This window comes from Actinoplanes sp. NPDC026623 (assembly GCF_040638275.1).
Taxonomy (GTDB): Bacteria; Actinomycetota; Actinomycetes; order Mycobacteriales; family Micromonosporaceae; genus Actinoplanes.
Map to the genome: position 1 here is coordinate 37,263 of NZ_JBEZXZ010000027.1, position 26,581 is coordinate 63,843.

Consider the following 26,581-nt stretch of genomic DNA (forward strand, 5'->3'; position numbering starts at 1 on the left):
GCGTTAACGAGCGTCGTCTGCGGCCCGGCGGACCAGGTCGACGAAGTACCGGTGGACGCGGAGGTCGCCGGTTAGCTCCGGGTGGAAAGCCGTGGCGAGCAGGTTCCCCTGCCGAACGGCGACAATCCTACCGGCGGCGGGTCCGGACGTGACGCGGCCCATTACGCGTACGTCCTCGCCGACCTCCTCGACCCACGGAGCGCGGATGAAAACGGCGTGAAAATCGTCGCCGGGCACGTCCTCGATCCGGACGTCGGCCTCGAACGAGTCGACCTGGCGGCCGAACGCGTTGCGCCGCACGGTCATGTCGATGCCCGCGAAGGACTCCTGGTCCGGGCGCCCGTCGAGGACGGTGGTGGCGAGCATGATCATGCCGGCGCAGGAGCCGTACACGGGCATGCCCCCGGCGATGCGCTTGCGGATCGGCTCGAGCAGCCCGAACGTGATGGCCAGATTGCTCATCGTGGTGGACTCCCCGCCGGGGATGACCAGGGCGTCGATCTGCTCGAGTTCCTCGGGCCGGCGCACCGGCCGAGCCAGGGCGTCGCACTCGGCGAGGGCGGACAGGTGTTCCCGCACGTCGCCCTGCAGGGCGAGCACTCCGATGTTCATGAACCCCTCAATAGGTTTTCGCCAATCACGCAGCAGGAAGGGCGCAGGGTCCTGTTCTGGAGCGACAGCTCCTCGGGGCCCTGCGCCCGGCCTCGGCGGGCGACGGTCAGCACCATGCAATCAGGCACGACCGCTGAATTTGATCTTGCTGGGTGACTTACCAGCCACGCTCGGCGAGGCGGTGCGGCTGCGGAATCTCCTCGACGTTGATGCCGACCATGGCCTCGCCCAGGCCGCGCGACACCTTGGCGATCACGTCGGGGTCGTCGTGGAAGGTGACGGCCTTGACGATCGCGGCGGCGCGCTGTGCGGGGTTGCCCGACTTGAAGATGCCGGAGCCGACGAACACGCCCTCGGCGCCGAGCTGCATCATCATGGCGGCGTCGGCCGGGGTGGCGATGCCGCCCGCGGTGAACATGACCACCGGCAGCTTCCCGGCGGCGGCCACCTCCTTGACCAGCTCGTACGGCGCCTGCAGCTCCTTGGCCGCGACGAACAGCTCGTCCTCGGGCAGCGAGGTCAGCCGGCGGATCTCGCCCCGGATGGTGCGCATGTGCGTGGTGGCGTTGGAGACGTCGCCGGTGCCCGCCTCGCCCTTGGAGCGGATCATGGCCGCGCCCTCGGTGATCCGGCGCAGCGCCTCGCCGAGGTTGGTGGCCCCGCAGACGAAGGGAACCGTGAAGGCCCACTTGTCGATGTGGTTGGCATAGTCGGCCGGGGTCAACACCTCGGACTCGTCGACATAGTCGACGCCGAGCGACTGCAGCACCTGCGCCTCGACGAAGTGCCCGATCCGGGCCTTGGCCATCACCGGGATCGAGACGGTGTTGATGATGCTGTCGATCATGTCGGGGTCGCTCATCCGCGACACGCCGCCCTGTGCCCGGATGTCGGCGGGCACCCGCTCGAGGGCCATGACGGCCACGGCGCCGGCATCCTCGGCGATCTTGGCCTGCTCCGGGGTGACCACATCCATGATCACACCGCCCTTGAGCATCTCGGCCATCCCCCGCTTGACGCGGGCGGTACCGGTGACGGACGTGCTCTCAGAGCTGGACACAGCGAAACTCCTCAGGGTGGGTGGACTGCCCCGATTTTAGGCGAGTCCGCGCGGGCCACCGATGGCCAATCAACCCCACGGTGGCCTGCTTACTGGCATCCGGAATCCGACGATCATGCGGTAACGCGACATTCCAGCGCACCCGTTGGGCGGCCAACCGTCAGGTGGTCGCCTCGACCGGCACCGGTGGCCCCGGCACCGGGCCGCGCGCCGCCGCGACGGGCTCCGCCAGGGTCGGGTCCGCGATCTCGAAGTAACGGGGCCGCTCGTAGCCGCGCGCCATCCGCAGCAGCCGGACCAGCGGGCGCGCCCGGGCGGTCAGCGCGTCGCGGACCAGGTCGGTGTGCACCTGCCGGGCCAGCGCCACCCGCCGGCTCGTCGCCACCAGCGTGTCGGTCGCCGTGCCCGTCGCGGGCAGCCGGACCGACTGCAGCTGCCGGGTCAGGTCGTTCTCCGCGACCTCGCGCTCGTCGTGTTCCGCGTCAAGGGCGAGCCGGGCCGCCGCGTAGAGCTCGACGAACTCGGTGTGCTCGGCCACCACGGCGGCGGCCGCCGCCCGGCGCAGGAGATGGGCGTCGAGGGCCCGGCCGGCCGAGGCCGCGCGGACGTGCACCCGCTCCACCCGGTGGGCCGTCCAGACCAGGTACGCCGACAACGCGGCCGCTACCGCGAGCACCCCCATGACCCACCACATGCGGGCATCGTAGTGCGGTTGTGTGTCGCCGAGTCACGTCCCGGAGCGTGGCCCGGCCCACTCCTCGTCGAAGACCCGGCCGTCCGTGGCCTCGATGGCCGCGGCGTAGACCTCGACTATGCGGTTGGCCACACTCGGCCAGTCGAACGCCTCGACCGTGATGCGGGCGCACGCCGCCAGGCTCGCCCGGCGGCCCGGGTCGTCCAGCAGCTCGCCCAGCAGCGTCGTCAGCGCCGCCGCGTCCCCGGTCGGGAAGAGCGCGCCGGCCCGGCCGCCGTCCAGGACCCGGCGGAAGGCGTCCAGGTCGCTCGCCACGATCGCCGCGCCCGCGGCCATCGCCTCGGTGAGGATCATGCCGAAGCTCTCGCCGCCCGTGTTCGGCGCGACGTAGATGTCGACACTGCGCAGCATCCTGGCCTTGTCCGCCTCGCTCACCAGCCCCAGGAACTCGACGCGCTCGTGCAGCTCGGCCGGGATGCCGTCGAAGAGTTCGGCGCGGTCGCCGGGGCCGGCCACGAGCAGCCGCAGGCCGGGCCGCTCGCGGGCGAGCGTGACGAACGCCGTGCGCAGCAGCTCGAAGCCCTTGCGCGACTCGGTGAAGCGGCCCAGGAAGCCCAGCGTCCCGCCCGCGCCGGGCCACCCCGGCAGGGGCTCGGCCGCGACGAACTTCGCCACCGCGACGCCGTTCGGAATCTCCACCGCGCCCCCGCCCAGGTGCTCGACCTGCACCTTGCGGGCCAGCTCGCTGACCGCGATGCGGGCGGTGATCTTCTCGACCACCAGCTGGAGCATGCCCTGCGCCGCCGACAGCGCGCGGGAACGGATCATCGCGGTGTGGAAGGTCGCCACCACCGGCCCGCGCGCGGAGAGCACCGCGAGCAGGGCGATGCTCGGCGTCAGCGGCTCGTGGACGTGCAGCACGTCGAACCTGCCGCGGGCCAGCCAGCGGCGGACCCGGGCGGTCGAGATCGGGCCGAACGAGACCCGGGCCACCGATCCGTTGTAGGGCAGCGGCAGCGCCCGCCCGGCGGGCACCACGTAGGCGGGGAGCTCCGCGTCCTCCTCGGCGGGCGCCAGCACGCTGACCTCGTGTCCGAGACCGATCAGGGACTCGGCGAGGTCGACGATGTGGTTCTGCACCCCGCCAGGCACGTCGAACGAGTACGGCGAGACGATCCCGATCCGCACGCCGGCCCCGCCCCTCAGTCCCGGGGTTTCTGGTCGAGCCACATCTTCTGCAGCATGTGCCAGTCCTGGGGATGGTCGGCGATGCCGAGCGCGAACGCGTCGGCCATCCGCTGGGTGGTCAGCTGGACCCGGCGGTCGAGCGCGCCCTCGGACAGCTCCGGCAGCTCGATGCGGCGCATCTTCCCGACCGTCTGGGTCGGGGTGAACCACAGGTCGACCGCGTAGAGCGGCGCGCCGGTCCGCAGCGCCAGCAGCGCCGGGCCGGGCGGCATCCGGGTGCGGCCGCCGAAGAACCGCACCTCGACGCCGCGCGCGGACAGGTCGCGGTCGGCGAGCAAAGCCACCGCGTAACCCTCGGTTGCCTTCTCGGCGAGCACGTCCAGCGGCGCGCGGTCACCGCCGGTGAGCGGGACCACCTCCATGCCGAGCTTCTCCCGGTACGCGAGGAAGCGCTTGTACAGCTCCTCGGGCTTGAGCCGCTCGGCGACGGTGACCAGCTTCCAGCCGTTGGAGACGACCCAGGCGGCCGCCGCGTCCCAGTTGCCGACGTGCGGCAGCGCGAGGATGGCGCCGTTGCCCTCCTTCAGCACCGCGTTCAGCTCGTCGGCGTCCTGCAGGTGGAAGTCGGTGAGGAAGTCCTGCCTGCTCTGCGAGGGCAGCCGGAAGGCCTCCATCCAGTACCGCGCGTAGGAGCGCAGGCCCGCGCGGACCAGCTCGTCCAGCGCGGCCTCCGGCAGGTCGGGGCCGACCACCGTGCGCAGGTTGCGGCGCAGCCGCTGGGTGCCCGGGCCGTTGCCCCGGGCCGCCCGGTCGGCGCCGGCGTTGAAGAGGGCGCGGGCCGCCGGCAGCGGCAGCATCCGGGCCAGCCGCCAGCCGGCGGCGTAGCCCAGCTCGGTCAGCTGATCACGCCGCGAGCTCACGCGGCGTCACCGGGAACGGGGGCTTCGTCCGATTTGGCGGCGTGTATCAGCCGCTGCAGGACGGTGATGAGTGAGAGCACGGCCAGGAACCATAGCGCGGCCGGCAGACCCCACTCCAGGCCGGCGGCGCCGAGCAGGCCGCCGACGCCGACGATGAGCAGCCGCTCGAGGCGCTCGGCGATGCCGACGTCCGCGTCCAGCCCGAGGCTCTGCGCGCGGGCCTTGACGTAGGAGACGACCTGTCCGGCGGCGAGGCAGATCAGCGCGGCGACCAGGCCGCCGTAGGGATTGCCGAGGCCGGCCAGGTAGTAGGCGACGGCGCCGAACACGGCGGCGTCGGCGATCCGGTCCATCGACGAGTCGAGCAGGGCACCGAACTTGCCGGACGGGCCGCGCATCCGGGCCATCGTCCCGTCGAGGGCGTCGGTGAGCGCGAACGCGGTGACGATCACCGTGCCCCAGAAGAGTTCGCCGCGCGCGCCGAAGCCCAGCGCGCCGATCAGGACGCCCACGGTGCCGGCGACTGTTACCGCGTTGGGGGTGACGCCGATGCGAAGCAGGAAGCGGGCGACGGGATTGAGGACGTACGACACGAGGGCGCGAGCAGGCACGCTGACGATCTTTGCCATGGCCGTCCCACCATAACGGCGCCCGACCGCGAGGGGTACGGCCTGCGTCACGCGTCGCCGGATCGTCATGAAAGCCCGGTTGGGGACTACAAAGGGTTGCGGCGGTGACGCGCTGGGTGTCAGATCCAAGGACGGGGACGTAACAGCCAGGGAACACTGAGGGCTGCCCGCCCGAAATCCGGCCGTGTGCCGGGTCCGGGAGAATGGGCGCCGACCGGCTGCCGACAGGAGGGCGTCACACCATGACGCAAAAGATCCAGGAGAAGGGGCTCACCGCAGCGGTGGTGACCGAGCCCGGCAGAGTACGCAACGTGGTGCTGGTAGGCCACTCCGGCGCGGGCAAGACGACGCTGATCGAGGCACTGCTCGCCGCGACCGGCACGATCTCGCGCGCGGGTTCGGTGGTGGATGGCACCACGGTCACCGACCACGACCCGGCCGCCGTACGCCAGCAGCGGTCCGTCTCGCTCTCGTGCGCGCCGCTGGTGCACGACGGCGTGAAGATCAATCTGCTCGACACCCCCGGCTACGCCGACTTCGTCGGCGAGCTCCGGGCCGGCCTGCGCGCGGCGGACGCCGCCGTCTTCGTGGTGTCGGCCGTCGACGGCGTGGACGAGGCCACCGTCGCGCTCTGGGAGGAGTGTGCCGCCATCGGCATGCCCCGGGCCGTGACGATCACCCGGCTGGACCACCCGCGCGCCGACTACGAGGGCACCCTGCAGGACTGCCAGGAGGCGTTCGGCGAGAACGTCATGCCCATCTACCAGCCGATGCTCGGCGACGACGGTCAGTCCGTCGCGGGCCTGCTCGGGCTGGTCACCCTGCGGGTGCTGGACTACTCGGCCGGCTATCCGCCGCGCTCCCGCGACGCCGAGCGCGAGCACATGACCCCGATCAAGGACGACCGCGACCTGCTCATCGAGGCGATCATCGCCGAGAGCGAGGACGAGACCCTGATGGACCGGTACGTGGCGGGCGAGCTGATCAGCACCGACACGCTCGTCCCGGACCTCGAGAAGGCCGTGGCCCGGGGCAACTTCTACCCGGTCATCCCGGTCTGCGCGGCGACCGGGGTCGGGCTCGACGCCCTGCTGGACGGCCTGGTCAACGGCGCGCCGTCGCCGCTGGAGCACGAGCTGCCCGTGGTCACCGGCGTCGACGGCAGCCCGCGCCCGCCGCTCACCTGCGACCCGGACGGCCCCCTGGTGGCCGAGGTGGTCAAGACGACGATCGACCGGCACGTCGGCCGGGTCTCGCTCGTCCGGGTCTTCTCCGGCACGCTGCGCCCCGAGCTGACCGTGCACGTCTCCGGGCACGGCCTGGCCGCGCGCGGCCACGCCGACCACGACGCCGACGAGCGCATCGCGCACATCTATACCCCGCTCGGCTCCCAGGTGCACGAGGTCGCGTCCTGCGTGGCCGGCGACATCTGCGCGATCACCAAGTCCGGCAGCGCCGAGACCGGCGACACCATCTCCGGCAAGGACCGGCCGCTGCTGATGGAGCCCTGGACGATGCCCGAGCCGCTGCTGCCGATCGCGGTCGTGGCGAAGTCCCGCTCGGACGAGGACGCCCTGGCCAAGAACCTGGCCCGGCTCGTCGCCGGCGACCCGACGCTGCGCCTGGAACGCAACCCGGACACCCACCAGCTGGTGCTCTGGTGCATGGGCGAGTCGCACGCCGACGTCGTCCTGGACCGGCTCCGCTCGGGCGGTGTCGAGCTGGACACCGAGCCGGTGAAGGTCTCGCTGCGCGAGACCTTCAGCGCGTCCGCGAAGGCGCAGGGCCGGCACGTCAAGCAGTCCGGCGGGCACGGCCAGTACGCGGTCTGCACCATCGAGGTCGAGCCGCTGCCCCGCGGCTCCGGGTTCGAGTTCGTGGACCGGGTGGTGGGCGGCGCGGTGCCGCACAACTACATCCCGTCGGTGGAGAAGGGCGTGCGTGCGCAGCTCGAGCGAGGCATCGTCGCCGGGTACCCCGTCGTCGACCTGCGGGTGACGCTCGTCGACGGCAAGGCGCACAGCGTCGACTCCTCCGACGCGGCGTTCCAGACCGCCGGGGCGCTGGCCCTGCGCACCGCGGCCGAGCAGGGCCAGGTCTCGCTGCTCGAGCCGGTGGACGAGATCGTGGTGCGGGTGCCGGACACCTATGTCGGCGCGGTGATGAGCGACCTGTCCGGCCGCCGCGGCCGGCCGCTGGGCACCGAGGCCGACGAGAACGGCGACCACAGCCTGGTCCGGGCCGAGGTTCCCGCCACCGAGCTGATCCGCTACGCCGTCGAGCTGCGGGCCCTGAGCTCGGGCTCGGGCACCTTCACCCGCACCTACGCCCGGCACGAGCCGATGCCCGCCCACCTGGCCGACGCGGTCCGCAAGGAGCACGCCGCCAGGTGATTCCGCGCGGAGCACGCGTGCTCAGACGGCCGGCGCCATCGGGTAGGAAGGCAGCTCGATGGCGTTGGCCGCCACGTGCAGCGGACGGGTGATCCGCTCGATGAGCTGACGCTTGAGCGGGTGGTACTTCAGCGTCCGCATCCCGTAGTTGCGCACGGCCAGCGACAGCCGGCCGCCGGGAACCATGTCGCCGGCCATCTTGCGGCCGAAGGCGAGATTCTGTTCCACGTACGGCCGCAGCACCGACTCGTACCGCTCGAAGGCGGTCCGGTGCTCGCCCGCGGCCGCCGCCAGCTCCCCGGCCAGCACGTACGCCCCGACCAGCGCCATGCTCGTGCCCTGCCCGGCCGCCGGTGACGGGCAGTAGGCCGCGTCGCCGAGCAGGACGACCCGGCCGGCGGACCAGCGCGGCAGCTCGACCTGGCCCATCGAGTCGAAGTAGACGTCGTCGGCGGCGCGCAGCGCCTCGAGCAGGCGCGGCACCTGCCAGCCCAGCCCGGCGAACCGCTCCGCGAGCACCGACCGGTCCAGCACCGGCGACTCCGAGCCGAACACCAGCCCCACCTTGGCCGGGGCCGACGGGCCGGTGCTGTAGGCGAAGACCATCCGGCCGGGCTCGGTGTAGAAGACCTCCTCGCGGTCGAGACCCAGGTCGTTGGGGGCGTCGAAGATCGCGATGTGCGCGCCCAGGTGGCGCAGCGGCACGTCGCCCATGACCGCCCGGCGGGTGGCCGAGCGCAGCCCGTCCGCGCCGACGACCAGGCCGAAGCGCCGGACGACGCCGCTGTCGAAGGTCACGTCGACGCCGTCGGGGACCTCGTTCATCGTGGCGATCGAGTCGCCGAAGACGTATTCGACGTCGCCGGCGGTCGCGTCGTACAGGATCCGGGTGAGGTCGGTGCGCATGACCTCGAGGTCGTCGTTGCGCCGGCCCATCAGCAGGTCGGCGTCGAGCCGGGCGATCCGCCGGCCGTCGCGCCGCACGTAGGTGACGTGCCGCATGCCGGTGTGCGCGGCGCGGGCGGCCTCGAACAGGCCCATCCGCTTGAGCACCTCGGTGGCGGCGCCGCGGACGTCCACCTTGTAGCCGCCGTCGCGAAGGGCCGGCGCCCGCTCGACGACCGTGGGCGCGAAGCCGTGCCGGACCAGCTGGTGTGCCAGGGCGGGGCCGGCGAGGCCGGCGCCGGAGATCAGTACCTCGCGATTCGTCATGCGAGTTACTATACAAACGTCTTACACGTTTGTATAGAACTTAGGATGGTCGACCATGGGACACCGCGAAGACCTGCTCACCGGAGCCAAGCGCTGCCTGCACGAAAAGGGCTACGCGCGCACCACGGCCCGGGACATCGTCGCGGCCTCCGGCACCAACCTGGGCTCGATCGGCTACCACTACGGCTCGACGCAGGCCCTGATGAACGCGGCGATGCTGAGCTCGATCGAGGACTGGGGCGACGCCATCGGGATGGCCCTGGCCACCGAGACCGCCGACGAGTCGGACGACCCGCTGGTGCGCTACTGGCGGCGGGTCCTCGGCACCCTCGGCACCCACCGCGCGCTCTGGCTGGCCAGCGTCGAGGCGATGCTGCAGAGCGAGCACTCCGCCGAGCTCAAGGCCCAGATCGCCGCCGGCATGGAGCAGGGCCGGCGCGGCCTGGCCGCGCTGCTCACCGCCCGCGACGAGCAGACCCTCGACGAGCCGACGGTACGCACGGTCGGCGCCGTGTCGATGGCGCTGATGTCGGGCGTGATGACCCAGTGGCTGACCGACCCGGAGCACGCGCCGTCGGCCGAGCAGATCGCCGCCGGGATCCGCGCGCTGTCCGCGATCCCCGGCAGCGCCTAGCCCGCCGCCTCGGCCCAGGCCTTCACGAGCAGCGCGCGGGTGTCGCCGAGCAGTTGCGGCAGCACCTTGGTGCGCCCGATGACCGGCATGAAGTTGCCGTCGCCGCCCCAGCGCGGCACCACGTGCTGGTGCAGGTGCGCGGCGATGCCGGCGCCGGCCACCGAGCCCTGGTTCATGCCCAGGTTGAAGCCGTGCGGGCTGCTCGCCTGCCGGATCGCCTGCATCGCCCGCCGGGTGAACGCGGCCACCTCGGCGGTCTCCGCCTCGGTCAGCTCGGTGTAGTCGGCGACGTGCCGATACGGGCAGATCAGCAGGTGCCCGGGGTTGTAGGGGTAGAGATTGAGCACCGCGAACACCAGCTCGCCGCGCGCCACCACCAGGCTCCCGCTCTCGGGCAGGCCCGGCGCGAGGCAGAACGGGCAACCCGCCGGCTTCTCGTAGCCGCCCTCGGGGCGCCCCTCACCCGAGATGTATGCCATCCGGTGCGGCGTCCAGAGGCGGTCGAGGCCGTCCGACTCCCCGACACCTTCCCCACCGTCGCTCACCCTCCCACCCTAGGGGATGCCGTAACGATCATGGAGACCCGTGCCGGGCCGGGTAAGCGTCGGCGCGCCCGCGCGCGCGGACATCGACGTTCGCCATAGAGTGGCGGCGATCGATGCGAGGTGGGCAACCATGCGTGGGACGCATTCCCAGAACCGGCGAGACGTCTCGCCGACGACACTCGCGGTGGCGGCGCTCGTCGTCTGCGCCGCGGTGATCACGATCGCGGTGATCTGGATGGGCGGCAGCGACGACCCGGTCGCGGAACCCCCGGCGGCCGCGGAAGCCGGGCCCCGGCCCTGGCAGGTGACGCTCGACCTCGACGCCAAGGCGGGCTACCTGGTGACCGCCGGGGTCACCGACGGCCGGCGGCAGAACCTGACCGTGCAGGACCTGGCCTTCAGCGGCAGGCGGGACGGCGTCTACGGCGGCGAGGTGACCGCGTTCCCGCCGGGCACCCTGGACGAGGGCCAGTTCCGCGCCGGCGAGCCGGTCAACGACGCGTTCTACCTGCCGGCCTTCGTCTTCCCCGAGCACACCGCCGGCGACGCGAAACCCTGGCGGACGCCGGCGGTGGGCCGACCGGACCCGTCCGGCGTGTGGGTGGTCGCCTACGCCGACCCGGCCCGCGCCACCGGCGGCGCGGCCGTCGACCGCGAGGACCTGCTCCGGCTGGCCGCCGCCGTCCGGATCGGGCCGCCCCGCGACCTGCGGATGCCGCTGCGCCTCGGCTCCCGCCTGCCGGCCGGGTTGCAACTGACTTATGTGCGCTCCCCCGACCAGCAGATCGACCGGCGGCCGTCGGCGCTCGGCCTGAGCGCACCCGCCCGCCGTCCGTCGGGCGCGGGCGTCTACGCCCAGGTCCCGGCGGGGCTTGACGTCACCGTCCTCATCGCACCCCGCGACGGCGCCTGGGACAAGCGCCGCGCCACGCTGACGGGAGCGACGAAGAGCGCCGGGCTCCCCGCCTGGTACGACGAGGGCAAGCGGCAAACCGTCCAGGCGGAACGCTGCGTCGTCACCATCGACACGGCGCTGCCGCGCGCCGAACTGGACCTGCTGGTCGAGCAGATGACCATCGGCGACTGCACCGACCCGGACTCCTGGATCCCCCCGCTGAGCTGATCCGCCGAAAAGTACGGGGAGTGCGGGCCCGCCCGCACTCCCCGTACTCGCGTTCTGTCAGGCCGCGGACGGCCCGGCGTTGACCCGCGAGCGCACGACCTCGACGACGTGCGCCACCGCCTCGTCCAGCGGCACCCCGTTGCGCTGCGACCCGTCGCGGTAGCGGAACGAGACGGTCCCGCCGTTCACGTCGTCGTCGCCGGCGATCGCCATGAACGGGATCTTCTGCTGCTGCGCGGTGCGGATCTTCTTCTGCATCCGGTCGTCGGAGTGGTCGACCTCCGCGCGGATGCCCTCCTTCTTGAGCCGGGCCACGAACTCGCCCAGGTAGTCGGCGTGGTCGTCGCGGATCGGGATGCCCACCACCTGCACCGGCGCGAGCCACGCCGGGAAGGCGCCCGCGTAGTGCTCGGTGAGCACGCCGAAGAAGCGCTCGATCGAGCCGAACAGCGCCCGGTGGATCATGATGGGCCGCTTGCGGGTGCCGTCCGCCGCCGAGTACTCGAGCTCGAAGCGCTCCGGCAGGTTGAAGTCGAGCTGGATGGTCGACATCTGCCAGGTCCGGCCGATCGCGTCCTTGACCTGGACGCTGATCTTCGGGCCGTAGAACGCCGCGCCGCCCGGGTCCGGCACCAGGTCCAGGCCGGACTCGGTGGCGACCCGGCGCAGGGTCTCGGTGGCCACCTCCCAGTTCTCCTCCGAGCCGACCGACTTCTCCGGGTTGCGGGTGGACAGCTCCAGGTAGAAGTCGTCCAGGCCGTAGTCCTTGAGCAGCTCCAGCACGAAGGTGAGCAGCGAGGTCAGCTCGGTCTCGAGCTGGTCCTCAGCGCAGAAGATGTGCGCGTCGTCCTGGGTCATGCCGCGCACCCGGGTGAGGCCGTGCACCACGCCGGACTTCTCGTAGCGGTAGACGGTGCCGAACTCGAACATCCGCAGCGGCAGCTCGCGGTAGGACCGGCCCCGGGACCGGAAGATCAGGTCGTGGAACGGGCAGTTCATCGGCTTGAGGTAGTAGTTCGCGCCCTCCATCTCCATGGGCGGGAACATGCCGTCCGCGTACCAGTCGAGGTGCCCGGAGGTCTCGAACAGGTTCCCCTTGGTGATGTGCGGGGTGTTCACGAAGGAGTAGCCGGCCTCCTCGTGCTTGATCCGCGAGTAGTTCTCCATCTCGCGGCGGATGATGCCGCCCTTCGGGTGGAACAACGGCAGGCCGGAGCCCAGCTCCTCGGGGAAGGAGAACAGGTCGAGGTCGGCGCCGAGCTTGCGGTGGTCGCGGCGGGCGGCCTCCTCGAGCACCTTCTGGTACGCCTTCAGCTCGTCGCGGGTCGGCCACGCGGTGCCGTAGATCCGCTGCAGCTGCGGGTTCTTCTCGCTGCCCCGCCAGTACGCGGCGGCGCTGCGCATCAGCTTGAACGCGCCGATCAGCCGGGTGCTGGGCAGGTGCGGGCCGCGGCACAGGTCGCCCCAGACGCGCTTGCCGTCCTTGTCGATGTTGTCGTAATGGGTCAGCTCGCCGCCGCCGACCTCCATCACCTCGGCGTCGTCGACGTCGCCCTTGATGTCCACCAGCTCGAGCTTGAAGGGCTCGCCGGCGAGCTCGGCCTTGGCCTCGTCCAGCGAGCCGTACTCGCGGCGGCGGAAGGTCTGGCCGGACTTGACGATCTCCTGCATCCGCTTCTCGAGCTTCGCCAGGTCCTCCGGCACGAACGGCTTGGCCACGTCGAAGTCGTAGTAGAAGCCGTTTTCGATCGGCGGCCCGATGCCGAGCTTCGCCTCCGGGAAGATGTCCTGCACGGCCTGGGCGAGCACGTGCGCGGTCGAGTGGCGCAGCACGTTGAGCCCGTCGGGCGAGTCGAGCGGCACCGGGGTGACCTCGGTGTCGAGCTCCGGCGCCCAGTTCAGGTCGCGCAGCCGGCCGGCCGGATCGCGCACGACGACGATCGCCTTCGGCCCGGCGGCGGGCAGGCCGGCGGCGGCCACCGCGTCGGCCGCCGTGGTCCCGGCCGGGACGACTAGGGCGTCGGCCACGGCTTGGGTACGGGGTGCAGACACGGTGATTCTCCATTCACTGGAAATGCGGGGTCGACAACGATGCTAGTAGGTCCATTTGCTCACCCTTCGCGCGACGCGGCCACCCAATTCGGCAACGGCTCGCGGGCGGCCAGCCAGGCGGCCGGAATCCCGGCCACCACGGCGCGCTCCCCCGGCCCGCCGGAATCGGTCCCCGTGTACGCGCCGACGACGCCGCCGGCCATCGCGGCGGTGGTGTCGACGTCCCCGCCGCCGGCCACGCACGCGGTGATCGCGGCCGGATAGTCGCCGAGGTGGTGCGCGGCGACCCAGACGGCGAACGGCACCGAGTCCTGCGCCATCGCTCGGCTGCCGGTGCCCAGCTCGTACGCGGCCTCGCCGGCGTCGGCGATCCGCACGGCGCGGCGCAGGCCGTCGCGCACCTGCCCCGGTGCGACCCGGTCGGCCACCGCGCTCAGCAACCGCTCCGGGTCCGGGCGGCGGCCGTCCAGCCGGGCCGCGGCGGCCAGCGACGCCGCCACGGCGTGCCCTCGCGGATCTGCCGGAGCATCACCACGGCGCCCGGCCCGTAGCCGCGGTAGGCGTCGAAATGGGTGCCGAGCAGGCCGGCGAAGCGGTCCCGGTCGAGGTCGAAGGCCTCACTGTCGGTCAGGACGGCGACGAGGCAGCAGGCTTCCTCGGTGTCGTCGGTCCAGGGCCAGGGCGGTGCGGGAAGCCTGCCGCCGGCGAGATCCGCGGCGACGTTGCCGGGGACGAAATACTGGGCGCCAAGGGCGTCGCCCACGGACAGGCCGGTCAGGCTGTCGGCGGCGAGGGCAAGACGGACGTCGGATTTAAGGGTGATAGTCATCGGTGCCCGAACCATACCGCCCCCGAAATGACTACTCTCCGTGTTTGATCGTTGCCTCTCAATGACGGATTCGGCGTGGCTTGCCAAGGGCAGTACCTTCTTCGCATGGCCACGGTGTTGCTCGTCGAGGACGACCACGTCGTGCGCGGTGCGATGCTCCGGTCGCTGTCTGACCGGGGGCACGCCGTGCACGCCGTCGGCACGGCGCTGGACGCCCTGCGCCGGGTCGCCGCGGAGACCCCGGACCTGGTGGTGCTCGATCTCGGACTGCCCGACCTGGACGGGTCGGACGCGCTGCGGATGCTGCGCGGCATCACCGACATTCCGATCATCATCGCTACGGCGCGTGACGACGAGCAGACGGTCGTGCGCCTGCTCCGGGCCGGCGCCGACGACTACATGGTCAAGCCGTTCACCGGCGCCCACCTCGACGCGCGGATCACCACGGTGCTGCGCCGCGTCGGCCGGGCCAGCCGGACCACCCAGCCCGCCGTGCACGAGGTCGGCGAGCTGCGGGTGGACGTCGGCGAACGCAGCGCCAGCCTGGCGGAGCAGCCGCTGGCACTGACCCGCAAGGAATTCGACCTGCTGGCTTACCTGGCCGCCCGCCCGGGCCGGGTCGTCTCGCGTCGTGAGCTGTTGGAGGAGGTATGGCGACAGCCGTCAGTCGGCGAGGACCAGACGATCGACGTGCATCTGTACTGGCTACGTCGGAAACTGGGCGAGTCCGCGGCGAAGCCTCGCTACCTGCGCACCGTGCGGGGGGTCGGATTCCGGTTGGTGGCGCCGGACTGAGGGCGCGGCTGGCCTATGTCAGCGCCGCCACCACCACCATCGCCGCACTCGCGTTCCTCGTCCCGCTGGGCTGGGAGCTGCGTCAGGACCACCGCGAACAGGCCATCTCCGCCGCAGAGCAGCGCAGTGCCAAGATCGCGGGCGCCGTCGTCTCCGGCGCGAACCGCAAGGCGCTCGACGCCGCCGTCGCGGGCGAGGGCGGCGGGCTGATCGTGCACCCGCCGGGCGCGACCAGCAACACCCGCGCCGGCGCCGACGACGTTCTCGACGCCGCCAAGGGCACCGAGCCCGTCGTGATCGATGTGGACGGCGGCCTGGTGGTGCTGGAGCCGGCCCGGGTCGGCGACAAGACGTCGATCGTCGAGGTCTTCGTCAGCGACGCGGAGCTGAGCGCGGGCACCACCCGCGACCTGTGGATCCTGCTCGGCATCATGTTCGGCCTGGTCATCGGCTCGGTCATAGTGGTGGACCGGCTGGCCCGCGGCGCCGTCGCGTCGGTGCGCAACCTGGTGCACGCGGCGATGGCCGTCGGCGGCGGCGACCTGGGCGTGCGCATCCACCCGTCCGGCCCCCGCGAGCTGGCCGAGGCCGGCTACGCGTTCAACCGGATGGCCGACCGGCTGGTCACGTCGCGCACCAGCGAGCGGGAGCTGGTGGCCGACCTCTCGCACCGGCTCCGCACGCCGCTGACGGTGCTGCGCCTGGACGCCGAGGCGCTGGACCCCGACGACACCCACATCGGCGAGTACTCCGCCGCCGAGCTGGACCGCCGGCGCGGAATACGGCGCATCCGGCAGGCGATCGTCACCCTCGAGGGCGAGGTCGACCAGCTGATCAACACCACCCGGCAGGCCGTCGCCGCCCAGGTCGCCGCGCCCGAGGAGGGCGTCTGCGACGCGAGCGAGGTGGTCCGCGACCGGATGGTCTTCTGGTCGGCGCTCGCCGGCGACCAGGACCGGCAGTACCGGGTGGTCGGCGCGCACCTGCGCATCCCGGTGCCGGTGGCGCGGGCCGAGCTCGCCGCGGCGCTCGACGCCGTGCTCGGCAACGTGTTCCGCTACACGCCGCAGGGCACCGCCTTCGAGGTGGGCATCAGCCGCCGCGACGGCTGGGTGGCGGTCCGGGTGGACGACGCCGGTTCGGGCATCGACGACCCGGAGAAGGCCCTGCGCCGCGGCGAGAGCGAGCAGGGCTCGACCGGCCTGGGCCTGGACATCGCCCTGCGGGCCGCGCAGGTGACCGGCGGCTCGGTGAGCATCGACCGGGCCGCGCTGGGCGGCGCCAGCGTGGTGATGCTGTTGGCCGACGCCGAGGCCTCGCCGAAGCAGGCGAGCCGCTTCGGGCTGGTCGGCCGGCTGGCCCGGGAACGCGATCCGGTGAGGCGCAAGTGGCCGCATCAGCGCACGGACGAGACGTGAGAATCGACCGCGGCGCACCGCCCACGCGAAACACCCGGACGGTACAACAAATGCTTAGATCTGTATTAAAGGCGTTCCCCTGGCGACGCCGGGCTGGCACGCTCTATTCCGGTCCCATCCGGCCTACCGGCCCGCATCCCACGGCACGACCCCACACCTTGGGCCGGGAGAGCCACCCAGCGGTGGGAGGCGGTCACCCCATAACCCCCTCCCACCGCGCCCCCGCAGCACGAGGAGGCGGTTTGCCCAGCCACCGGCAGTCCGCGCTGCGTGGGGAGCCGTCGCCGGACCGGCGGCGCGCGACCCCCGAGCGCGGACGGCGTCGCGCGGATCACCGCTCGCACCGGCTGCTGCCGGTGCTGCTGGGCGTCGCGGTGCTGGGCATCGGCGGGGTGGTCGGGCCGAGCGTGGTCAACGGTGGCTGGGCCCCGGACGGCGACGCGGACCACGAGCGGATCACCTATGCCTCCCTGCCGGACGACAACCCCGGCCAGGGCCTGGTCTACGACGGCCTGGTGCCGGCCGGCTCCGGCTCGCTGTGCGCGGGCAGCTACGAGCTCGACGAGGAGACCTGCACGCACGGCCCCGAGGCCGCACCGGCCGGGCTCGCGGTGGGCCGGGACGCGCCGCCGGTGACCGTGAAGGCGCCGGAGCCGGAGGAGCCGAGGATGGAGGCCGCGGCGGTCCCGCCGGACGCCGAGATCGTCCGCGACCAGGGCGGCACCTCCCTGTCGCCGGGCGCGCCCGCGCTGATCCCGGACGCCGCGCCCGGCGAGGCCGACTTCATCATGGGCAACCACGACGTGGCCTGCGAGGGCGACGGCCGGACCGGCAAGCGGGTCCAGGTGCTCTACCTGCACGAGTTCGGCACGCCGAGCCGCTACACCGACTTCCTCGGCTCGCTGCGCACCTGGTCCGCGGGCGTCGACCAGATCTTCGACGCGAGCGCGGCCGAGACCGGCGGCTCCCGGCACGTCCGCTTCGTGACGACACCGCAGTGCCGGGTCGACGTCGCCGAGGTGCAGTTGCCGGAGGCCGCACTCGAGTCGTTCACCGGCAACATCGACGCGCTCAAGACGCTCGGCTACAACCGGACCGACCGCAAGTACCTGATCTTCGCGGACGCCAACGTGTACTGCGGCATCGCCACGTTCGTCGCCGACAACCGGCCGGGGCTGGGCAACCGCAACAACGGCGGGCCGTCCTACGGCCGGGTCGACGCGGGCTGCTGGAGCTCGGTGGTCGCCGCGCAGGAGACGACCCAGATGCTGGGCGCGCTGCTGCAGGACTCGCCGAACGCCACCGGCGCCGGTAGCTGCACCGACGACTACGACCTGCTCTGCGCCGGCGACCGCTCGGGCAAGAAGCTGCGCACGGTCTGCCCGAAGAAACACGAGAACCGCCTCGACTGCGGTCACGACGACTACTTCAACACCGACCCGGCCAAGGGCAGCTACCTGGCGAAGAACTGGAACGTCGCGCAGAGCGAGTTCCTGCTCGGCGGCGACGGCGGCGTGGACAATCCGGCCCTGCCGACCGCGAAGCCGGCGACGAAGCCGCGGGCGACGTCACCCACCGTGGCCGGGAAGAAGCCGGTCGCGCCGGTGCCGGGCGTGCCCGTGCCGGGCGCCAGCGGCGGCGACGCCTCCGACGGCGGCGGCGACGGCCCGCCGCCCGGCCCGGCGGGACCCGGGCCCGGCCGGCCGGTGCCGACGACGGGGGTTCCCGCCGGGGAGCCTCCGGTGGTCGTGCCGACGGACCAGGCCGCGGCGCCGGGGCAGGCGTTCCTCGAGGTACGCGAGCCGACCAGCACCTCCGTCCGGCTCACCTGGGGCGCCGCCGCACCGAAGGCGACGTACCAGGTGGAGGTCGACGGGGTGAAGATCGCGACCACGGTCGCCACCCGGGCGCGGCTGATCGGGCTGCGGCCGGACTCCAAATACCGGGTGACCATCCGCAGCGCGGCGCACGGCTACACCGCCGGCGCGACGGCGCAGTCGGCGCCCGCGGCCCGGCCGGCGGCGAACGCGTGGTTCGTGCTGACTAACTCGCTGACCGGCGGCGCGGCCGACCTTTACGCGGCCCGCACCGCGAACGGCACGCCGGTGGCGCTCGGCGGGGTGGACGGCGACGCGCAGCAGCAGTGGCGGCTCGTGCCGGCCGAGGGGGGCGGCTACTCCCTGATGTCACGGGCCACCGGCAAGTGCGTCGTGCCGCTGGGCGGCAACCCGGTGGAGGGGATGCCGCTCGTGCAGGGCGACTGCGCGAGCGCCTACAGCGGCCGGTGGTCGCTGTTCGCCACGGACTACGGATTCAGCCTGCGCACCACCGTCGGCGACCTGGTCGCCGGCGTGGGCAGCCAGCGCTTCGGCGACGCCCGGCTGCTCGTCCTGCAGCGGCCGGAACAGGCCCGGCACCAGAGTTGGACGGCGGTTCCCGGCTGAAGTCCGGGCGAGGGGAGTCACGATGCTGGACACGGACGTACGTACCGAACCGGAGCTCGAGCCGGACGACGACCCGGGCCGGTTCAACCGGCGCCGGGTGGTGCGGGTGGTGACCATCCTGACGCTGGGCATCCTCGCGGTGCTGGCGGTCTGGCAGGACCCGCTCTACGCCGGCTTCTGACCTGAGGGGGTGTCTCGGCGAGACACCCCCCCCTTTTACGTCGTCAGGCGGCGCCGGCCGCGTAGCCGTCGATCTCGGACAGCAGGGCGGACTTGCCGCCGGCCGGCAGGAACGACGCCCGCACGGCCGCGCGGGCCAGGTCGGCCACCCCGGACGCGTCGAGGCCGAGCAGCCGCGCGGCGACGGCGTACTCCTCCTCGAGGGTGGTGCCGAACATCGGCGGGTCGTCGGAGTTGATCGTCACCGGCACCCCCGCCGCGACCAGAGCCGGCAGCGGGTGCTCCTCCAGGCTCGGCACGGCCCGGGTGCGCACGTTCGAGGTCGGGCAGACCTCGAGCGGCACCTGGTTGGCGGCCAGGTAGGCCATCAGCTCCGGGTCGCCCGCCGCGGAGATGCCGTGCCCGATGCGCTCCGCGCCCAGGTCGCGCAGAGCGGACCAGATCGTCTCCGGGCCGGTGGTCTCGCCCGCGTGCGGGACGCTGTGCAGCCCGGCCGCGCGGGCCTTGTCGAAGTACGGCTTGAACTGCGGGCGCGGCACGCCGACCTCGGGTCCGCCGAGCCCGAAACTGATCAGCCCGTCGGGCCGTTCCTCGAGCGCGATCCGCAGCGTCTCCTCGGCGGCCTGCAGCCCCGCCTCGCCCGGGATGTCGAAGCACCAGCGCAGGTCGATCCCGAAGTCAGCGGCGGCGCTCGCGCGGGCGTCCTCGATGGCCGCGCAGAACTCCGCCGCCGGGATGCCCCGCCGCACGTGCGAGTACGGCGTGATGGTCAGCTCCGCGTACCGGACCTGCTGACGGGCCAGTTCGCGGGCCACCTCGTAGGTCAGCATCCGGACGTCCTCGCCGTCGCGGATCAGGTCGACCACGCTGAGGTACACCTCGATGAAGTGGCCGAAGTCGCGGAACGCGAAGTAGTCGGCGAGCGCCGCGGGATCCGCCGGCACCGGGCTGGCGCCCTCGTGCCGGGCCGCCAGCTCGGCGACGATGCGCGGCGAGGCGGATCCGACGTGGTGCACGTGCAGCTCGGCCTTGGGCAGTCCGGCGATGAACGAGGTCAGGTCGGTCAACTTCTCCCCCAAATTTCTCTGTACTAGGCGATGGTCGCAACCACGAAGATCCGGCGGAACGGGAACGCCACAAACCCGTTCCGCGCAGGGTATTCCGCCGCCAGCCGGGCGCCGAGCTCGGTACGGAGACAAGCCCACCGCGTGTCGTCCAGCGCGGCCCTCACCGGGCGCAGCGCGGTGCCCTCCATCCAGCGCAGCACCGGGTGCTCCCGCCCCGCCTCCGGCAGCAGGTGCACGTAGGTGGTCTCCCAGGCGTCGACGGCCGCGCCGGCGTCGGTCAGCAGCGCGGCGTAGCCGCTCGCATCGTCCACCGGCGCCTCCCGCACGATCTCGCCGATCGCCGCCCGGTACTGCTCGCCGCGGGCGATGTCGCGCAGCGCGCGGTGCGACGGGGCGTCGAAGTTGCCGGGCACCTGCATCGCGAACCGGGCCCCGGGCGGCAGCGCCGCGGCCCACCGGCGGATCAGCTCGCGGTGGCCGGGTACCCACTGCAGCGCGGCGTTGGTGACGACCACGTCGGTGTCCGCGGCGGGCCGCCAGTCGCGCAGGTCGGCGACGGCGTACTCCACCGGGGCGTCCAGGCTCCGGGCCTTCCCGATCATCTCGGGCGAGGAGTCCAGCCCGGTGACCCGGGCGCCCGGCCAGCGCGCCGCGAGGGTCGCCGTGAGCTCGCCGGATCCGCAGCCGAGATCGGCGACGGCCCGCGGCTCATCGGCGTCGACCCGGGCGAGCAGGTCGAAGAACGGGCGCGAGCGCTCGTTGCCGAAGCGGTGATAGACGGCGGGGTCCCACATGAGTGCCTCCAAACCGTACGTACGTCTTTTTTGCACCGTACCACCGGGCGGATAGGGTCACGGGGTGGAGAATCGCACCTTCGAACGGCTGGGTCGCACCGTCGGCGTCATCGGGCTCGGCGCGTGGCAACTCGGCGCCGACTGGGGCACCGTCAGCGAGGATGACGCCCACGCCACGCTAGCCGCGGCGGTGGACGCCGGTGTCACCTTCATCGACACCGCCGACGTCTACGGCGACGGCCGCAGCGAGCAGGTCATCGGGCGGTTCATCAAGGGCCGGCCACAGTTGACGGTGGCGACCAAGATGGGCCGCCGGATGCCGCAGGAGCCGGAGAACTACTCGCTCGACAACTTCCGGGCCTGGACCGACCGCTCCCGCGCCAACCTCGGCGTCGACACCCTCGACCTGGTGCAGTTGCACTGCCCGCCGACCCCGGTCTTCTCCACCGGCGCGGTCTACGACGCCCTGGACACCCTGGTGCAGGAGAAGCGCATCGCGGCCTACGGCGTGAGCGTGGAGCGGGTCGACGAGGCCCTCGCGGCGATCGAGCGCCCCGGCACCGCGAGTGTCCAGATCATCCTGAACGCGCTGCGGCTCAAGCCGCTCGAGCGGGTGCTGCCGGCCGCCGCGGCGGCCGGCGTCGGCATCATCGCCCGGGTGCCGCTGGCCAGCGGCCTGCTCTCCGGCCGCTACGACGAGCAGACCACCTTCGGCGCCGACGACCACCGCAACTACAACCGGCACGGCGAGGCCTTCGACGTCGGCGAGACCTTCTCCGGTGTGGACTTCGGCACCGGGCTCGAGGCCGTGCGCCGGCTGCGGCCGCTGGTGCCGGCGGGCGCGACCATGGCGCAGTTCGCCCTCCGCTGGATCGCCGACCAGGACGGCGTCACCGTGGTCATCCCCGGCGCGCGCAACCCCGAGCAGGCCCGCGGCAACGCGTCGGCCGCCGCGCTCGCGCCGCTCGGCGCCGACGCGCACGAGGCGGTCCGGGCCGTCTACGACGAGTTGATCAGGCCGCAGGTCCATGACCGCTGGTGAGGGAGTACCGATGAAGGGGTGGCCCTGGCTCACCGCCGGCCTGCTCGCCGTGGTGGTGGGCGGGCTCTGGACGGCTCAGGGCCTCGACCTGCTCGGCGGCAGCGCGATGAGCGGCGTCACGGCCTGGGCCGTGATCGGGCCGATCGTCGTGATCGTCGGGCTCATGATGATCGTCATCGGCGTCCGGGTCCGGGCACGGAGCAAGCAGCAACCCTAGGACGGTTACAGAGAAACCCCGCATCCTCGAGAGGATGCGGGGTCACTCAAGCCGATCTCCGCCAGGCGATCGACAGCCGGCGTCGCCGCCGGCAGGTTGGTCTCAGAGCGGGCGAACCTGCTCCGCCTGCGGGCCCTTCTGGCCCTGGGCGATCTCGAACTCGACCCGCTGGTTCTCTTCCAGAGTGCGGTAGCCGCTCGTCTGGATGGCCGAGAAGTGGACGAACACGTCAGCACCCCCGCCGTCGACGGTGATGAAGCCGAAGCCCTTGTCTGCGTTGAACCACTTCACGGTTCCTTGCGCCATGCTGAACTCTCCTTCTGAAAATGCCGGCCCGGTGATGCGGGGCCGATGGTCGTTTTCGAGCAGCGGCACCGCGAGGGGGCGGCTTTCAGAAGGATGAACCCCTGAACCACTTACGCAAAAACTGGCCACACTGTACCCGAAGAAGCAGCCTGAAAGCTGCCCCCTGAGCGAATCCAGTCGGGTCCGGCAAGGGCGGAAAAGGCTCCCGGCAGCGCTCAGACGGGCGCCGGAAGCCTTGACCGAGATCTATTCAGAGTCCGCACGCCAGCCTGGCCACGGTCTATGCGGAGTCCCGTATGCCATCGCGGCCACGGTCTATGCGAGTGCCTATGTCAGTCCGGCCACTCGCCGGTGACGCGGCGGATGCTTGCGGCGCCTCCGCGATCGACAAGCGCCTTTACCGTCGCGAAGATCGCGCCCTGCAGTGCCGCCGCGGCGATGATCTCGCCCCAGCCGCGATCCTCGTCCGTGGCGTTCGGGGCGTCGTCGTCACCGGAGGCCAGCTTCCAGACCTCCTTGAAGATGAAGCCCGCCGCCGCGCCGGCCGCGACACCGAGCAGCAGCCCGACGGGCTTGTACGCCACCTTCCGCAGCATGTGACTCACTTACGCCTCCCGCGCACGATCAGGATGATGCCGACGAGCGCGGCCCCCGCCACCAGAGCGGCCACGACCGGCACCGGGTTGCGCCGCACCTTCACGGACGCGTCGTACACCTGGGCCCTCGCCCGCTGCTTGGTCTGCTCGACCTGCTCCTTCGCCCGGGCCTTCACGTCGGCCTTGGCCGCGAGCGCCTGAACGGTCTCGCCGAGTTCGGCCCGCGTCTGCCTGATCTCCTCGCGCAGCGCGGCCACATCCGGCCGCCCACCCGCCGATCCGTTCACACTCATGCCATCGCCTCCGCTGGCGCTCCGGCGATGACTCGTCCGGCGCTGAGTTGATGATTTACTCGCAAGCTCGCTCATACCCGGCTCCTGGCTTTGATGGCGTGCTTGACCTCGTCGACGTCCGCCTTCGCGCTGGCGATGGCGGCCGACGGCTCCGGTGGGACCGCCTTGTTGACCTGCCGCCTGCCGAGCAACACCAGGATGCCGGCCGCGACAAACAACGCCACCGTGACGATCAGTGCGGCGAGCCACAGGGGCATGACCAGTGCGAGGGCGATGATCACCGTGGTGATCAGGGTGCCGACGCCGTAGAGCGCGAACACCCCTCCCCCGCTGAACAGGCCCACACCGATGCCGGCGTGCTTAGCCTTCTCCGCGAACTCCGCCTTCGCAAGGGTGATCTCGTCCCTCACCAGGCGGGTGAGCTGCTCGCTCGCCTGCTGCACCAATTCCGAGGTGGACTGGTCGGTCACCGGACGGACCGGGCTACCGTTCAGGACATCGGCCATGGTGTCCTCCTTCCCAATGACGGCTGTATGCCCTGCACAGGGCAGGATCAATCCTCGCAACTGAGGTCCAGAATTACTGCCGCATACCGGAGGTGGAGGCCCTGGCGGGCTCGTCGGGTCCACCGAAGGTGGCGGCCCGCTCCTCGCCGTCGCCCGCGCCGCCGAAGACCCGGGCGTCGTCGGGGGCGTCCGGCCCGGCCTCCCGGGCGGGCCGTATGGCGGCCGAGGGCTCCGCGGTCGCCACGTCGGCCCGCAGCCGCGGCAGCGAGTCGCTGCGGTGTTCGAACACCCATGCGACGAGCCGCTCGCGAACCAGGCAGCGCAGGTCCCACAGCGATCCGGCGTCCCCGGCGCTGACCAGTGCCCGCAGCCGGATCATACCGCCGACCGCGTCGGTGACCTGCAGAACGCAGACCCGGCCGTCCCACAGCTCGGTGCCCTCGCAGACCGCGCGGAGCTCGGCGCGCAGCGGCTCGACCGGCGCGGACCAGTCGACGTCGATCTCGGCGGTCCCGAGCACGGCGGAATCGGTACGGGTCCAGTTCTGGAACGGCTTGGTGGTGAAGTAGGAGGTGGGCAGGATGAGGCGCCGGTCGTCCCAGATCTGCACGGCGACGTAGGTCAGCGTCATCTCCTCGATGCGGCCCCATTCGCCCTCGACGACCACCACGTCGTCGATGCGCACCGCGTCGCTGAAGGCGAGCTGCAGGCCCGCGATCACGTTGCCGAGCGTGCTCTGCGCCGCCAGCGCGGCGATCACGCTGACCAGGCCGGCCGAGGCCAGCACGCTCACGCCGAGGGCGCGCACCGCGGGGAAGGTCATCAGCATGACTCCGGCGGTGAGCACCACGATGCCGGCGACCGTGACCCGGCGCAGCATCACCACCTGGGTCCTGAGCCGCCGGGCCCGCAGGTTGTCCGGCACGTCGACCCGCCAGCGGGCCAGCGCGACGTCCTCCAGCACCAGCAGGAGGGCGCCGACGAGCCAGGCGAGCGAGGCGATCACGAGCAGCACCAGGCCGTGCAGCACCCTGTCGCGGCCCGGGAAGTCACCGGCGAGGCCGCGGACGGCCTGCTGCACCGCGAAGGCGGTCAGCGTGGCGAGGAAAGGCCGGTGTGCCGTCGTCGCCAGGTCGTTCAGCAGGGTCGATCGCCGGCCGAGGCGCTTGACGATCCGGTGCAGGATCTCGGCGAGGATGATCGCCGAGCCCGCCGCGATGACCACGGCGAGCAGGGCGTTGAGCATGCCGATCACACCTTGCGGAAGCGCGACTGCGAGAAGCAGTAGATGCCGAACGCCGCGATGCCCAGCGCCATCAGGCCCAGCAGCCACGGCCCGTACGGCTGGCCGGCGAGCAGCTTGAGCGCGGCGTCCAGACCGCGCGCCTTCTCCGGGTCGTAGGTGACCGCCGCGGCCACGACCAGGCCGCCGGCGATCGTGTACGCGACGCCCTTGGCGGAGTAGCCGGCGACGCCGAGCCGCCGGGTGGTCCGGCGTACGGCCGCGCTCATCTGCTGGGTGTTGAGGTGCTTCTCGAACTTGCCGGTCACGCCGTAGACCACCAGGCCGACGCCGACGGCGGCGACCACGACGCCGATGATCCCGACGAGCAGGCGGCCTCCGGAGCCGTCCATCATGGTCGACGCGTTCTGCTCCTGGCTGTCGGCCGACGAGGCGTTCGCGCCCTGCAGCACCTTGATGCCGATCCAGGCGAAGTAGAGGTACAGCACCGCCCGGAAACCGCAGACGATCCGCTCGGCGAGCGCCTCCTTGCCCCGCAGGCCGCTCTCACCGATCACGGCCTCGAAGACCTGCCAGACGGCCAGGCCGACCATCCCGATGACGGCGACGACGACGAGGAACTTGCCGAACGGCTGCGCGGCGAGGTGCTGGATCGCGCCGGACTGGTCGGTCTCGGCCGGGTTGCCGAAGGCGACCTGCAGGGCGAGCCAGGCGAAGAGCAGGTGAATGATGCCGTACATGACGAAGCCGCCCCGGGCGACAAGCTCGAGCGGCTTGCTGTCGGCGGCGCGCGAGACGGAACCGCGGGCGTGCTGGGTGGCAGACATAGGGCCCTGTTTGACCCGTGACGAGATCGTTGAAACCCCGCCGCCCGTGCCAGGTGACTAGCGCGACACCACGAAGCTGACGTTGTCGGCGGTGACGCTGTTCAGCGAGACCTGCAGGCCGCCGACGTTCACGGCCTGCTGGCCCTTGCTGAGCTGGACCTGCTCCCCGGCCACCTCGAGGGTCACCGTGCCGGCGTCGGCGCTGACGAACTTGGCGTCGACGCCCAGGACGCTGGCGCTCGCGCTGGTGCTGCGCTCGAGCGTGACGGTGCACTGGTCGAGGCTGCAGTCGACGTTGTCGCTGCTGCATCCCGCCAGCAAGGTCAGCCCGAGTGCTGCGGAGGTGAACAGGGCGGCGAGCCGGCGTGCTGCGGTGTTCGTCACGGATCAAGGGTACGGGCCGCCGCCAACCGGGGCCGGGGGCGTGCCCGGCCCCGTGAGGCCGGCCCGGCGGCTCAGGCCGCGAGCGCCTGCCGCGACGGGTGCGGCACGGAGGCGCCGGCGAGGATCTCGGCGGCCGCCTGGCCGCAGGCCCGGGTGGCACCGTAGGTGGCCAGGTGCAGCCCGCCGCTGATCGCGACCGGCACGCCCATCTCCACCACGATCGCGTCCGGGCGTACGGCGAGGGTGCGCTCGAGCGCGTCGGCGATCCACGGGTGCCGGTGCGCGTCCCGCACGACGAGCACCAGCGGGCGGGCGCCCGTGCCCGCCAGGATCTGTGCCGCGACGTCGGCGACGCCCGCCAGCTCGACCTCGGTCAGCCGGACCGAGGTCGTGCCGGGCAGCAGCGTGCTCAGCGGCGCGCCGACGCCCCACGGCGTCTCGGCCCCGATGGCGATGTTGCGCTCCGGCGCGAACTCGACCACGTGCGGCGGGCAGGTCAGCGGCAGCTCGGGGCCGGCCTCGGCGGCGGTGACCCGGACCGCGCGGCGGGCGGCGGCCTGGCCGACGGCCGAGCCGCC

General features: G+C 72.2%; 27 protein-coding genes and 2 pseudogenes. 9 read left to right on the top strand and 20 right to left on the bottom strand.

Features of this window, described 5'->3' with window-relative positions; genetic code table 11:
• Positions 1-3: 3 nt before the first annotated feature.
• From pdxT to pgsA, 6 genes are all read right to left on the bottom strand, one after another.
• The gene (gene pdxT / locus AB0F10_RS11295; RefSeq protein WP_360622561.1) at positions 4-612 is read right to left on the bottom strand and encodes a pyridoxal 5'-phosphate synthase glutaminase subunit PdxT; all 609 of its coding nucleotides are present in this window, start codon (positions 610-612) and stop codon (positions 4-6) included.
• Positions 613-769: 157 nt separating this feature from the next.
• Positions 770-1,672 carry a pyridoxal 5'-phosphate synthase lyase subunit PdxS gene (pdxS, locus tag AB0F10_RS11300; RefSeq protein ID WP_360622563.1) on the bottom strand — a complete coding sequence of 301 codons (903 nt, stop codon included), beginning with the start codon at positions 1,670-1,672 and terminating at the stop codon, positions 770-772.
• 160 nt (positions 1,673-1,832) lie between these two features.
• Entirely contained in the window at positions 1,833-2,366 is a 534-nt protein-coding gene (locus AB0F10_RS11305; RefSeq protein ID WP_360622565.1) for a hypothetical protein, read from the bottom strand.
• A 33-nt stretch (positions 2,367-2,399) separates the two neighbouring features.
• Positions 2,400-3,554 carry a glycosyltransferase family 4 protein gene (locus AB0F10_RS11310; RefSeq protein WP_360622567.1) on the bottom strand — a complete coding sequence of 385 codons (1,155 nt, stop codon included), beginning with the start codon at positions 3,552-3,554 and terminating at the stop codon, positions 2,400-2,402.
• A gap of 14 nt (positions 3,555-3,568) precedes the next feature.
• Entirely contained in the window at positions 3,569-4,474 is a 906-nt protein-coding gene (locus tag AB0F10_RS11315) for a phosphatidylinositol mannoside acyltransferase (RefSeq protein WP_360622569.1), read from the bottom strand.
• Positions 4,471-5,103 carry a phosphatidylinositol phosphate synthase gene (gene pgsA / locus AB0F10_RS11320; RefSeq protein WP_360622571.1) on the bottom strand — a complete coding sequence of 211 codons (633 nt, stop codon included), beginning with the start codon at positions 5,101-5,103 and terminating at the stop codon, positions 4,471-4,473. Before pgsA ends, AB0F10_RS11315 begins: the two co-directional genes overlap by 4 nt.
• Positions 5,104-5,345: 242 nt before the next feature.
• On the opposite strand from pgsA, the gene AB0F10_RS11325 reads away from it, so the two are divergent.
• Entirely contained in the window at positions 5,346-7,496 is a 2,151-nt protein-coding gene (locus tag AB0F10_RS11325; protein ID WP_360622573.1) for an elongation factor G-like protein EF-G2, read from the top strand.
• A gap of 21 nt (positions 7,497-7,517) precedes the next feature.
• Here AB0F10_RS11325 and AB0F10_RS11330 read toward each other — a convergent pair whose 3' ends face one another.
• Positions 7,518-8,708, bottom strand: coding sequence for an FAD-dependent monooxygenase (locus tag AB0F10_RS11330; RefSeq protein WP_360622575.1), 1,191 nt, complete (start codon positions 8,706-8,708; stop codon positions 7,518-7,520).
• Positions 8,709-8,763: 55 nt separating this feature from the next.
• Between AB0F10_RS11330 and AB0F10_RS11335 the strand changes: the two genes are divergently transcribed.
• Positions 8,764-9,342, top strand: coding sequence for a TetR/AcrR family transcriptional regulator (locus tag AB0F10_RS11335; RefSeq protein ID WP_360622577.1), 579 nt, complete (start codon positions 8,764-8,766; stop codon positions 9,340-9,342).
• Here AB0F10_RS11335 and AB0F10_RS11340 read toward each other — a convergent pair.
• A complete protein-coding gene (locus tag AB0F10_RS11340; RefSeq protein WP_360622609.1) occupies positions 9,339-9,821 on the bottom strand; it encodes an HIT domain-containing protein in 483 nt (160 codons plus the stop codon). The two genes, AB0F10_RS11335 and AB0F10_RS11340, sit on opposite strands and share 4 nt — an antisense overlap.
• Before the next feature lie 196 nt (positions 9,822-10,017).
• Here AB0F10_RS11340 and AB0F10_RS11345 point away from each other — a divergent pair, with 196 nt between their 5' ends.
• Positions 10,018-11,010, top strand: coding sequence for a hypothetical protein (locus AB0F10_RS11345; RefSeq protein ID WP_360622579.1), 993 nt, complete (start codon positions 10,018-10,020; stop codon positions 11,008-11,010).
• A gap of 57 nt (positions 11,011-11,067) precedes the next feature.
• On the opposite strand, the gene thrS is transcribed toward AB0F10_RS11345, so the two are convergent.
• Both thrS and AB0F10_RS11355 read right to left on the bottom strand, forming a co-directional pair.
• Positions 11,068-13,062, bottom strand: a complete 1,995-nt coding sequence (thrS, locus tag AB0F10_RS11350; protein ID WP_360622581.1) for a threonine--tRNA ligase — start codon at positions 13,060-13,062, stop codon at positions 11,068-11,070.
• 59 nt (positions 13,063-13,121) lie between these two features.
• Positions 13,122-13,906: pseudogene (locus AB0F10_RS11355) on the bottom strand (ADP-ribosylglycohydrolase family protein).
• Positions 13,907-13,996: 90 nt separating this feature from the next.
• On the opposite strand from AB0F10_RS11355, the gene AB0F10_RS11360 reads away from it, so the two are divergent.
• The 4 genes from AB0F10_RS11360 (at position 13,997) to AB0F10_RS11375 (ending at position 18,729) form a co-directional block, all read left to right on the top strand.
• Positions 13,997-14,686 carry a response regulator transcription factor gene (locus AB0F10_RS11360; protein WP_360622583.1) on the top strand — a complete coding sequence of 230 codons (690 nt, stop codon included), beginning with the start codon at positions 13,997-13,999 and terminating at the stop codon, positions 14,684-14,686.
• A gap of 8 nt (positions 14,687-14,694) precedes the next feature.
• Positions 14,695-16,104, top strand: coding sequence for a HAMP domain-containing sensor histidine kinase (locus AB0F10_RS11365; protein WP_360622611.1), 1,410 nt, complete (start codon positions 14,695-14,697; stop codon positions 16,102-16,104).
• A 242-nt stretch (positions 16,105-16,346) separates the two neighbouring features.
• The gene (locus tag AB0F10_RS11370) at positions 16,347-18,548 is read left to right on the top strand and encodes an RICIN domain-containing protein (protein ID WP_360622585.1); all 2,202 of its coding nucleotides are present in this window, start codon (positions 16,347-16,349) and stop codon (positions 18,546-18,548) included.
• Positions 18,549-18,570: 22 nt separating this feature from the next.
• Entirely contained in the window at positions 18,571-18,729 is a 159-nt protein-coding gene (locus AB0F10_RS11375; protein ID WP_360622587.1) for a hypothetical protein, read from the top strand.
• Between the two features lie 43 nt (positions 18,730-18,772).
• Here AB0F10_RS11375 and AB0F10_RS11380 read toward each other — a convergent pair whose 3' ends face one another.
• Positions 18,773-19,795, bottom strand: a complete 1,023-nt coding sequence (locus AB0F10_RS11380; protein ID WP_360622613.1) for an adenosine deaminase — start codon at positions 19,793-19,795, stop codon at positions 18,773-18,775.
• Between the two features lie 23 nt (positions 19,796-19,818).
• A complete protein-coding gene (locus tag AB0F10_RS11385) occupies positions 19,819-20,589 on the bottom strand; it encodes a trans-aconitate 2-methyltransferase (protein WP_360622589.1) in 771 nt (256 codons plus the stop codon).
• Between the two features lie 64 nt (positions 20,590-20,653).
• On the opposite strand from AB0F10_RS11385, the gene AB0F10_RS11390 reads away from it, so the two are divergent.
• Positions 20,654-21,631, top strand: a complete 978-nt coding sequence (locus tag AB0F10_RS11390) for an aldo/keto reductase (protein WP_360622591.1) — start codon at positions 20,654-20,656, stop codon at positions 21,629-21,631.
• 10 nt (positions 21,632-21,641) lie between these two features.
• Positions 21,642-21,848 carry a hypothetical protein gene (locus tag AB0F10_RS11395; RefSeq protein ID WP_360622593.1) on the top strand — a complete coding sequence of 69 codons (207 nt, stop codon included), beginning with the start codon at positions 21,642-21,644 and terminating at the stop codon, positions 21,846-21,848.
• A 102-nt stretch (positions 21,849-21,950) separates the two neighbouring features.
• Here the strand turns inward: AB0F10_RS11395 and AB0F10_RS11400 are convergent, their stop codons facing one another.
• From AB0F10_RS11400 to AB0F10_RS11435, 8 genes and pseudogenes are all read right to left on the bottom strand, one after another.
• Positions 21,951-22,154: a cold-shock protein gene (locus AB0F10_RS11400; protein ID WP_011905669.1), complete on the bottom strand. Its 204-nt coding sequence runs from the start codon at positions 22,152-22,154 to the stop codon at positions 21,951-21,953.
• Positions 22,155-22,486: 332 nt separating this feature from the next.
• On the bottom strand, positions 22,487-22,759 hold the full coding sequence (locus AB0F10_RS11405) for a DUF4235 domain-containing protein (RefSeq protein ID WP_360622595.1): 273 nt from the start codon (positions 22,757-22,759) through the stop codon (positions 22,487-22,489).
• Positions 22,756-23,043: a DUF3618 domain-containing protein gene (locus AB0F10_RS11410; RefSeq protein ID WP_360622597.1), complete on the bottom strand. Its 288-nt coding sequence runs from the start codon at positions 23,041-23,043 to the stop codon at positions 22,756-22,758. The genes AB0F10_RS11405 and AB0F10_RS11410 overlap by 4 nt, the downstream gene beginning before the upstream one ends.
• Positions 23,044-23,114: 71 nt before the next feature.
• On the bottom strand, positions 23,115-23,549 hold the full coding sequence (locus AB0F10_RS11415) for a phage holin family protein (protein ID WP_360622599.1): 435 nt from the start codon (positions 23,547-23,549) through the stop codon (positions 23,115-23,117).
• A gap of 73 nt (positions 23,550-23,622) precedes the next feature.
• The gene (locus AB0F10_RS11420) at positions 23,623-24,795 is read right to left on the bottom strand and encodes a mechanosensitive ion channel domain-containing protein (protein WP_360622601.1); all 1,173 of its coding nucleotides are present in this window, start codon (positions 24,793-24,795) and stop codon (positions 23,623-23,625) included.
• A 5-nt stretch (positions 24,796-24,800) separates the two neighbouring features.
• Entirely contained in the window at positions 24,801-25,619 is an 819-nt protein-coding gene (locus AB0F10_RS11425) for a DUF1206 domain-containing protein (protein ID WP_360622603.1), read from the bottom strand.
• Positions 25,620-25,676: 57 nt separating this feature from the next.
• Positions 25,677-26,003 carry a hypothetical protein gene (locus tag AB0F10_RS11430; RefSeq protein ID WP_360622605.1) on the bottom strand — a complete coding sequence of 109 codons (327 nt, stop codon included), beginning with the start codon at positions 26,001-26,003 and terminating at the stop codon, positions 25,677-25,679.
• Positions 26,004-26,074: 71 nt separating this feature from the next.
• Positions 26,075-26,581: pseudogene (locus AB0F10_RS11435) on the bottom strand (glycoside hydrolase family 3 protein); the annotation flags it as partial.

Coding starts and splice junctions, on each gene's coding strand:
- AB0F10_RS11425 (WP_360622603.1), bottom strand. CDS start 25,619: ATGTCTGCCACCCAGCACGCCCGCGGTTCCGTCTCGCGCGCCGCCGAC.
- AB0F10_RS11325 (WP_360622573.1), top strand. CDS start 5,346: ATGACGCAAAAGATCCAGGAGAAGGGGCTCACCGCAGCGGTGGTGACC.
- AB0F10_RS11360 (WP_360622583.1), top strand. CDS start 13,997: ATGGCCACGGTGTTGCTCGTCGAGGACGACCACGTCGTGCGCGGTGCG.
- AB0F10_RS11395 (WP_360622593.1), top strand. CDS start 21,642: ATGAAGGGGTGGCCCTGGCTCACCGCCGGCCTGCTCGCCGTGGTGGTG.
- AB0F10_RS11345 (WP_360622579.1), top strand. CDS start 10,018: ATGCGTGGGACGCATTCCCAGAACCGGCGAGACGTCTCGCCGACGACA.
- AB0F10_RS11375 (WP_360622587.1), top strand. CDS start 18,571: ATGCTGGACACGGACGTACGTACCGAACCGGAGCTCGAGCCGGACGAC.
- AB0F10_RS11335 (WP_360622577.1), top strand. CDS start 8,764: ATGGGACACCGCGAAGACCTGCTCACCGGAGCCAAGCGCTGCCTGCAC.
- AB0F10_RS11400 (WP_011905669.1), bottom strand. CDS start 22,154: ATGGCGCAAGGAACCGTGAAGTGGTTCAACGCAGACAAGGGCTTCGGC.
- AB0F10_RS11415 (WP_360622599.1), bottom strand. CDS start 23,549: ATGGCCGATGTCCTGAACGGTAGCCCGGTCCGTCCGGTGACCGACCAG.
- pgsA (WP_360622571.1), bottom strand. CDS start 5,103: ATGGCAAAGATCGTCAGCGTGCCTGCTCGCGCCCTCGTGTCGTACGTC.
- AB0F10_RS11420 (WP_360622601.1), bottom strand. CDS start 24,795: ATGCTCAACGCCCTGCTCGCCGTGGTCATCGCGGCGGGCTCGGCGATC.
- AB0F10_RS11385 (WP_360622589.1), bottom strand. CDS start 20,589: ATGTGGGACCCCGCCGTCTATCACCGCTTCGGCAACGAGCGCTCGCGC.
- AB0F10_RS11305 (WP_360622565.1), bottom strand. CDS start 2,366: ATGTGGTGGGTCATGGGGGTGCTCGCGGTAGCGGCCGCGTTGTCGGCG.
- AB0F10_RS11330 (WP_360622575.1), bottom strand. CDS start 8,708: ATGACGAATCGCGAGGTACTGATCTCCGGCGCCGGCCTCGCCGGCCCC.
- pdxT (WP_360622561.1), bottom strand. CDS start 612: ATGAACATCGGAGTGCTCGCCCTGCAGGGCGACGTGCGGGAACACCTG.
- AB0F10_RS11410 (WP_360622597.1), bottom strand. CDS start 23,043: ATGAGTGTGAACGGATCGGCGGGTGGGCGGCCGGATGTGGCCGCGCTG.
- AB0F10_RS11340 (WP_360622609.1), bottom strand. CDS start 9,821: ATGGCATACATCTCGGGTGAGGGGCGCCCCGAGGGCGGCTACGAGAAG.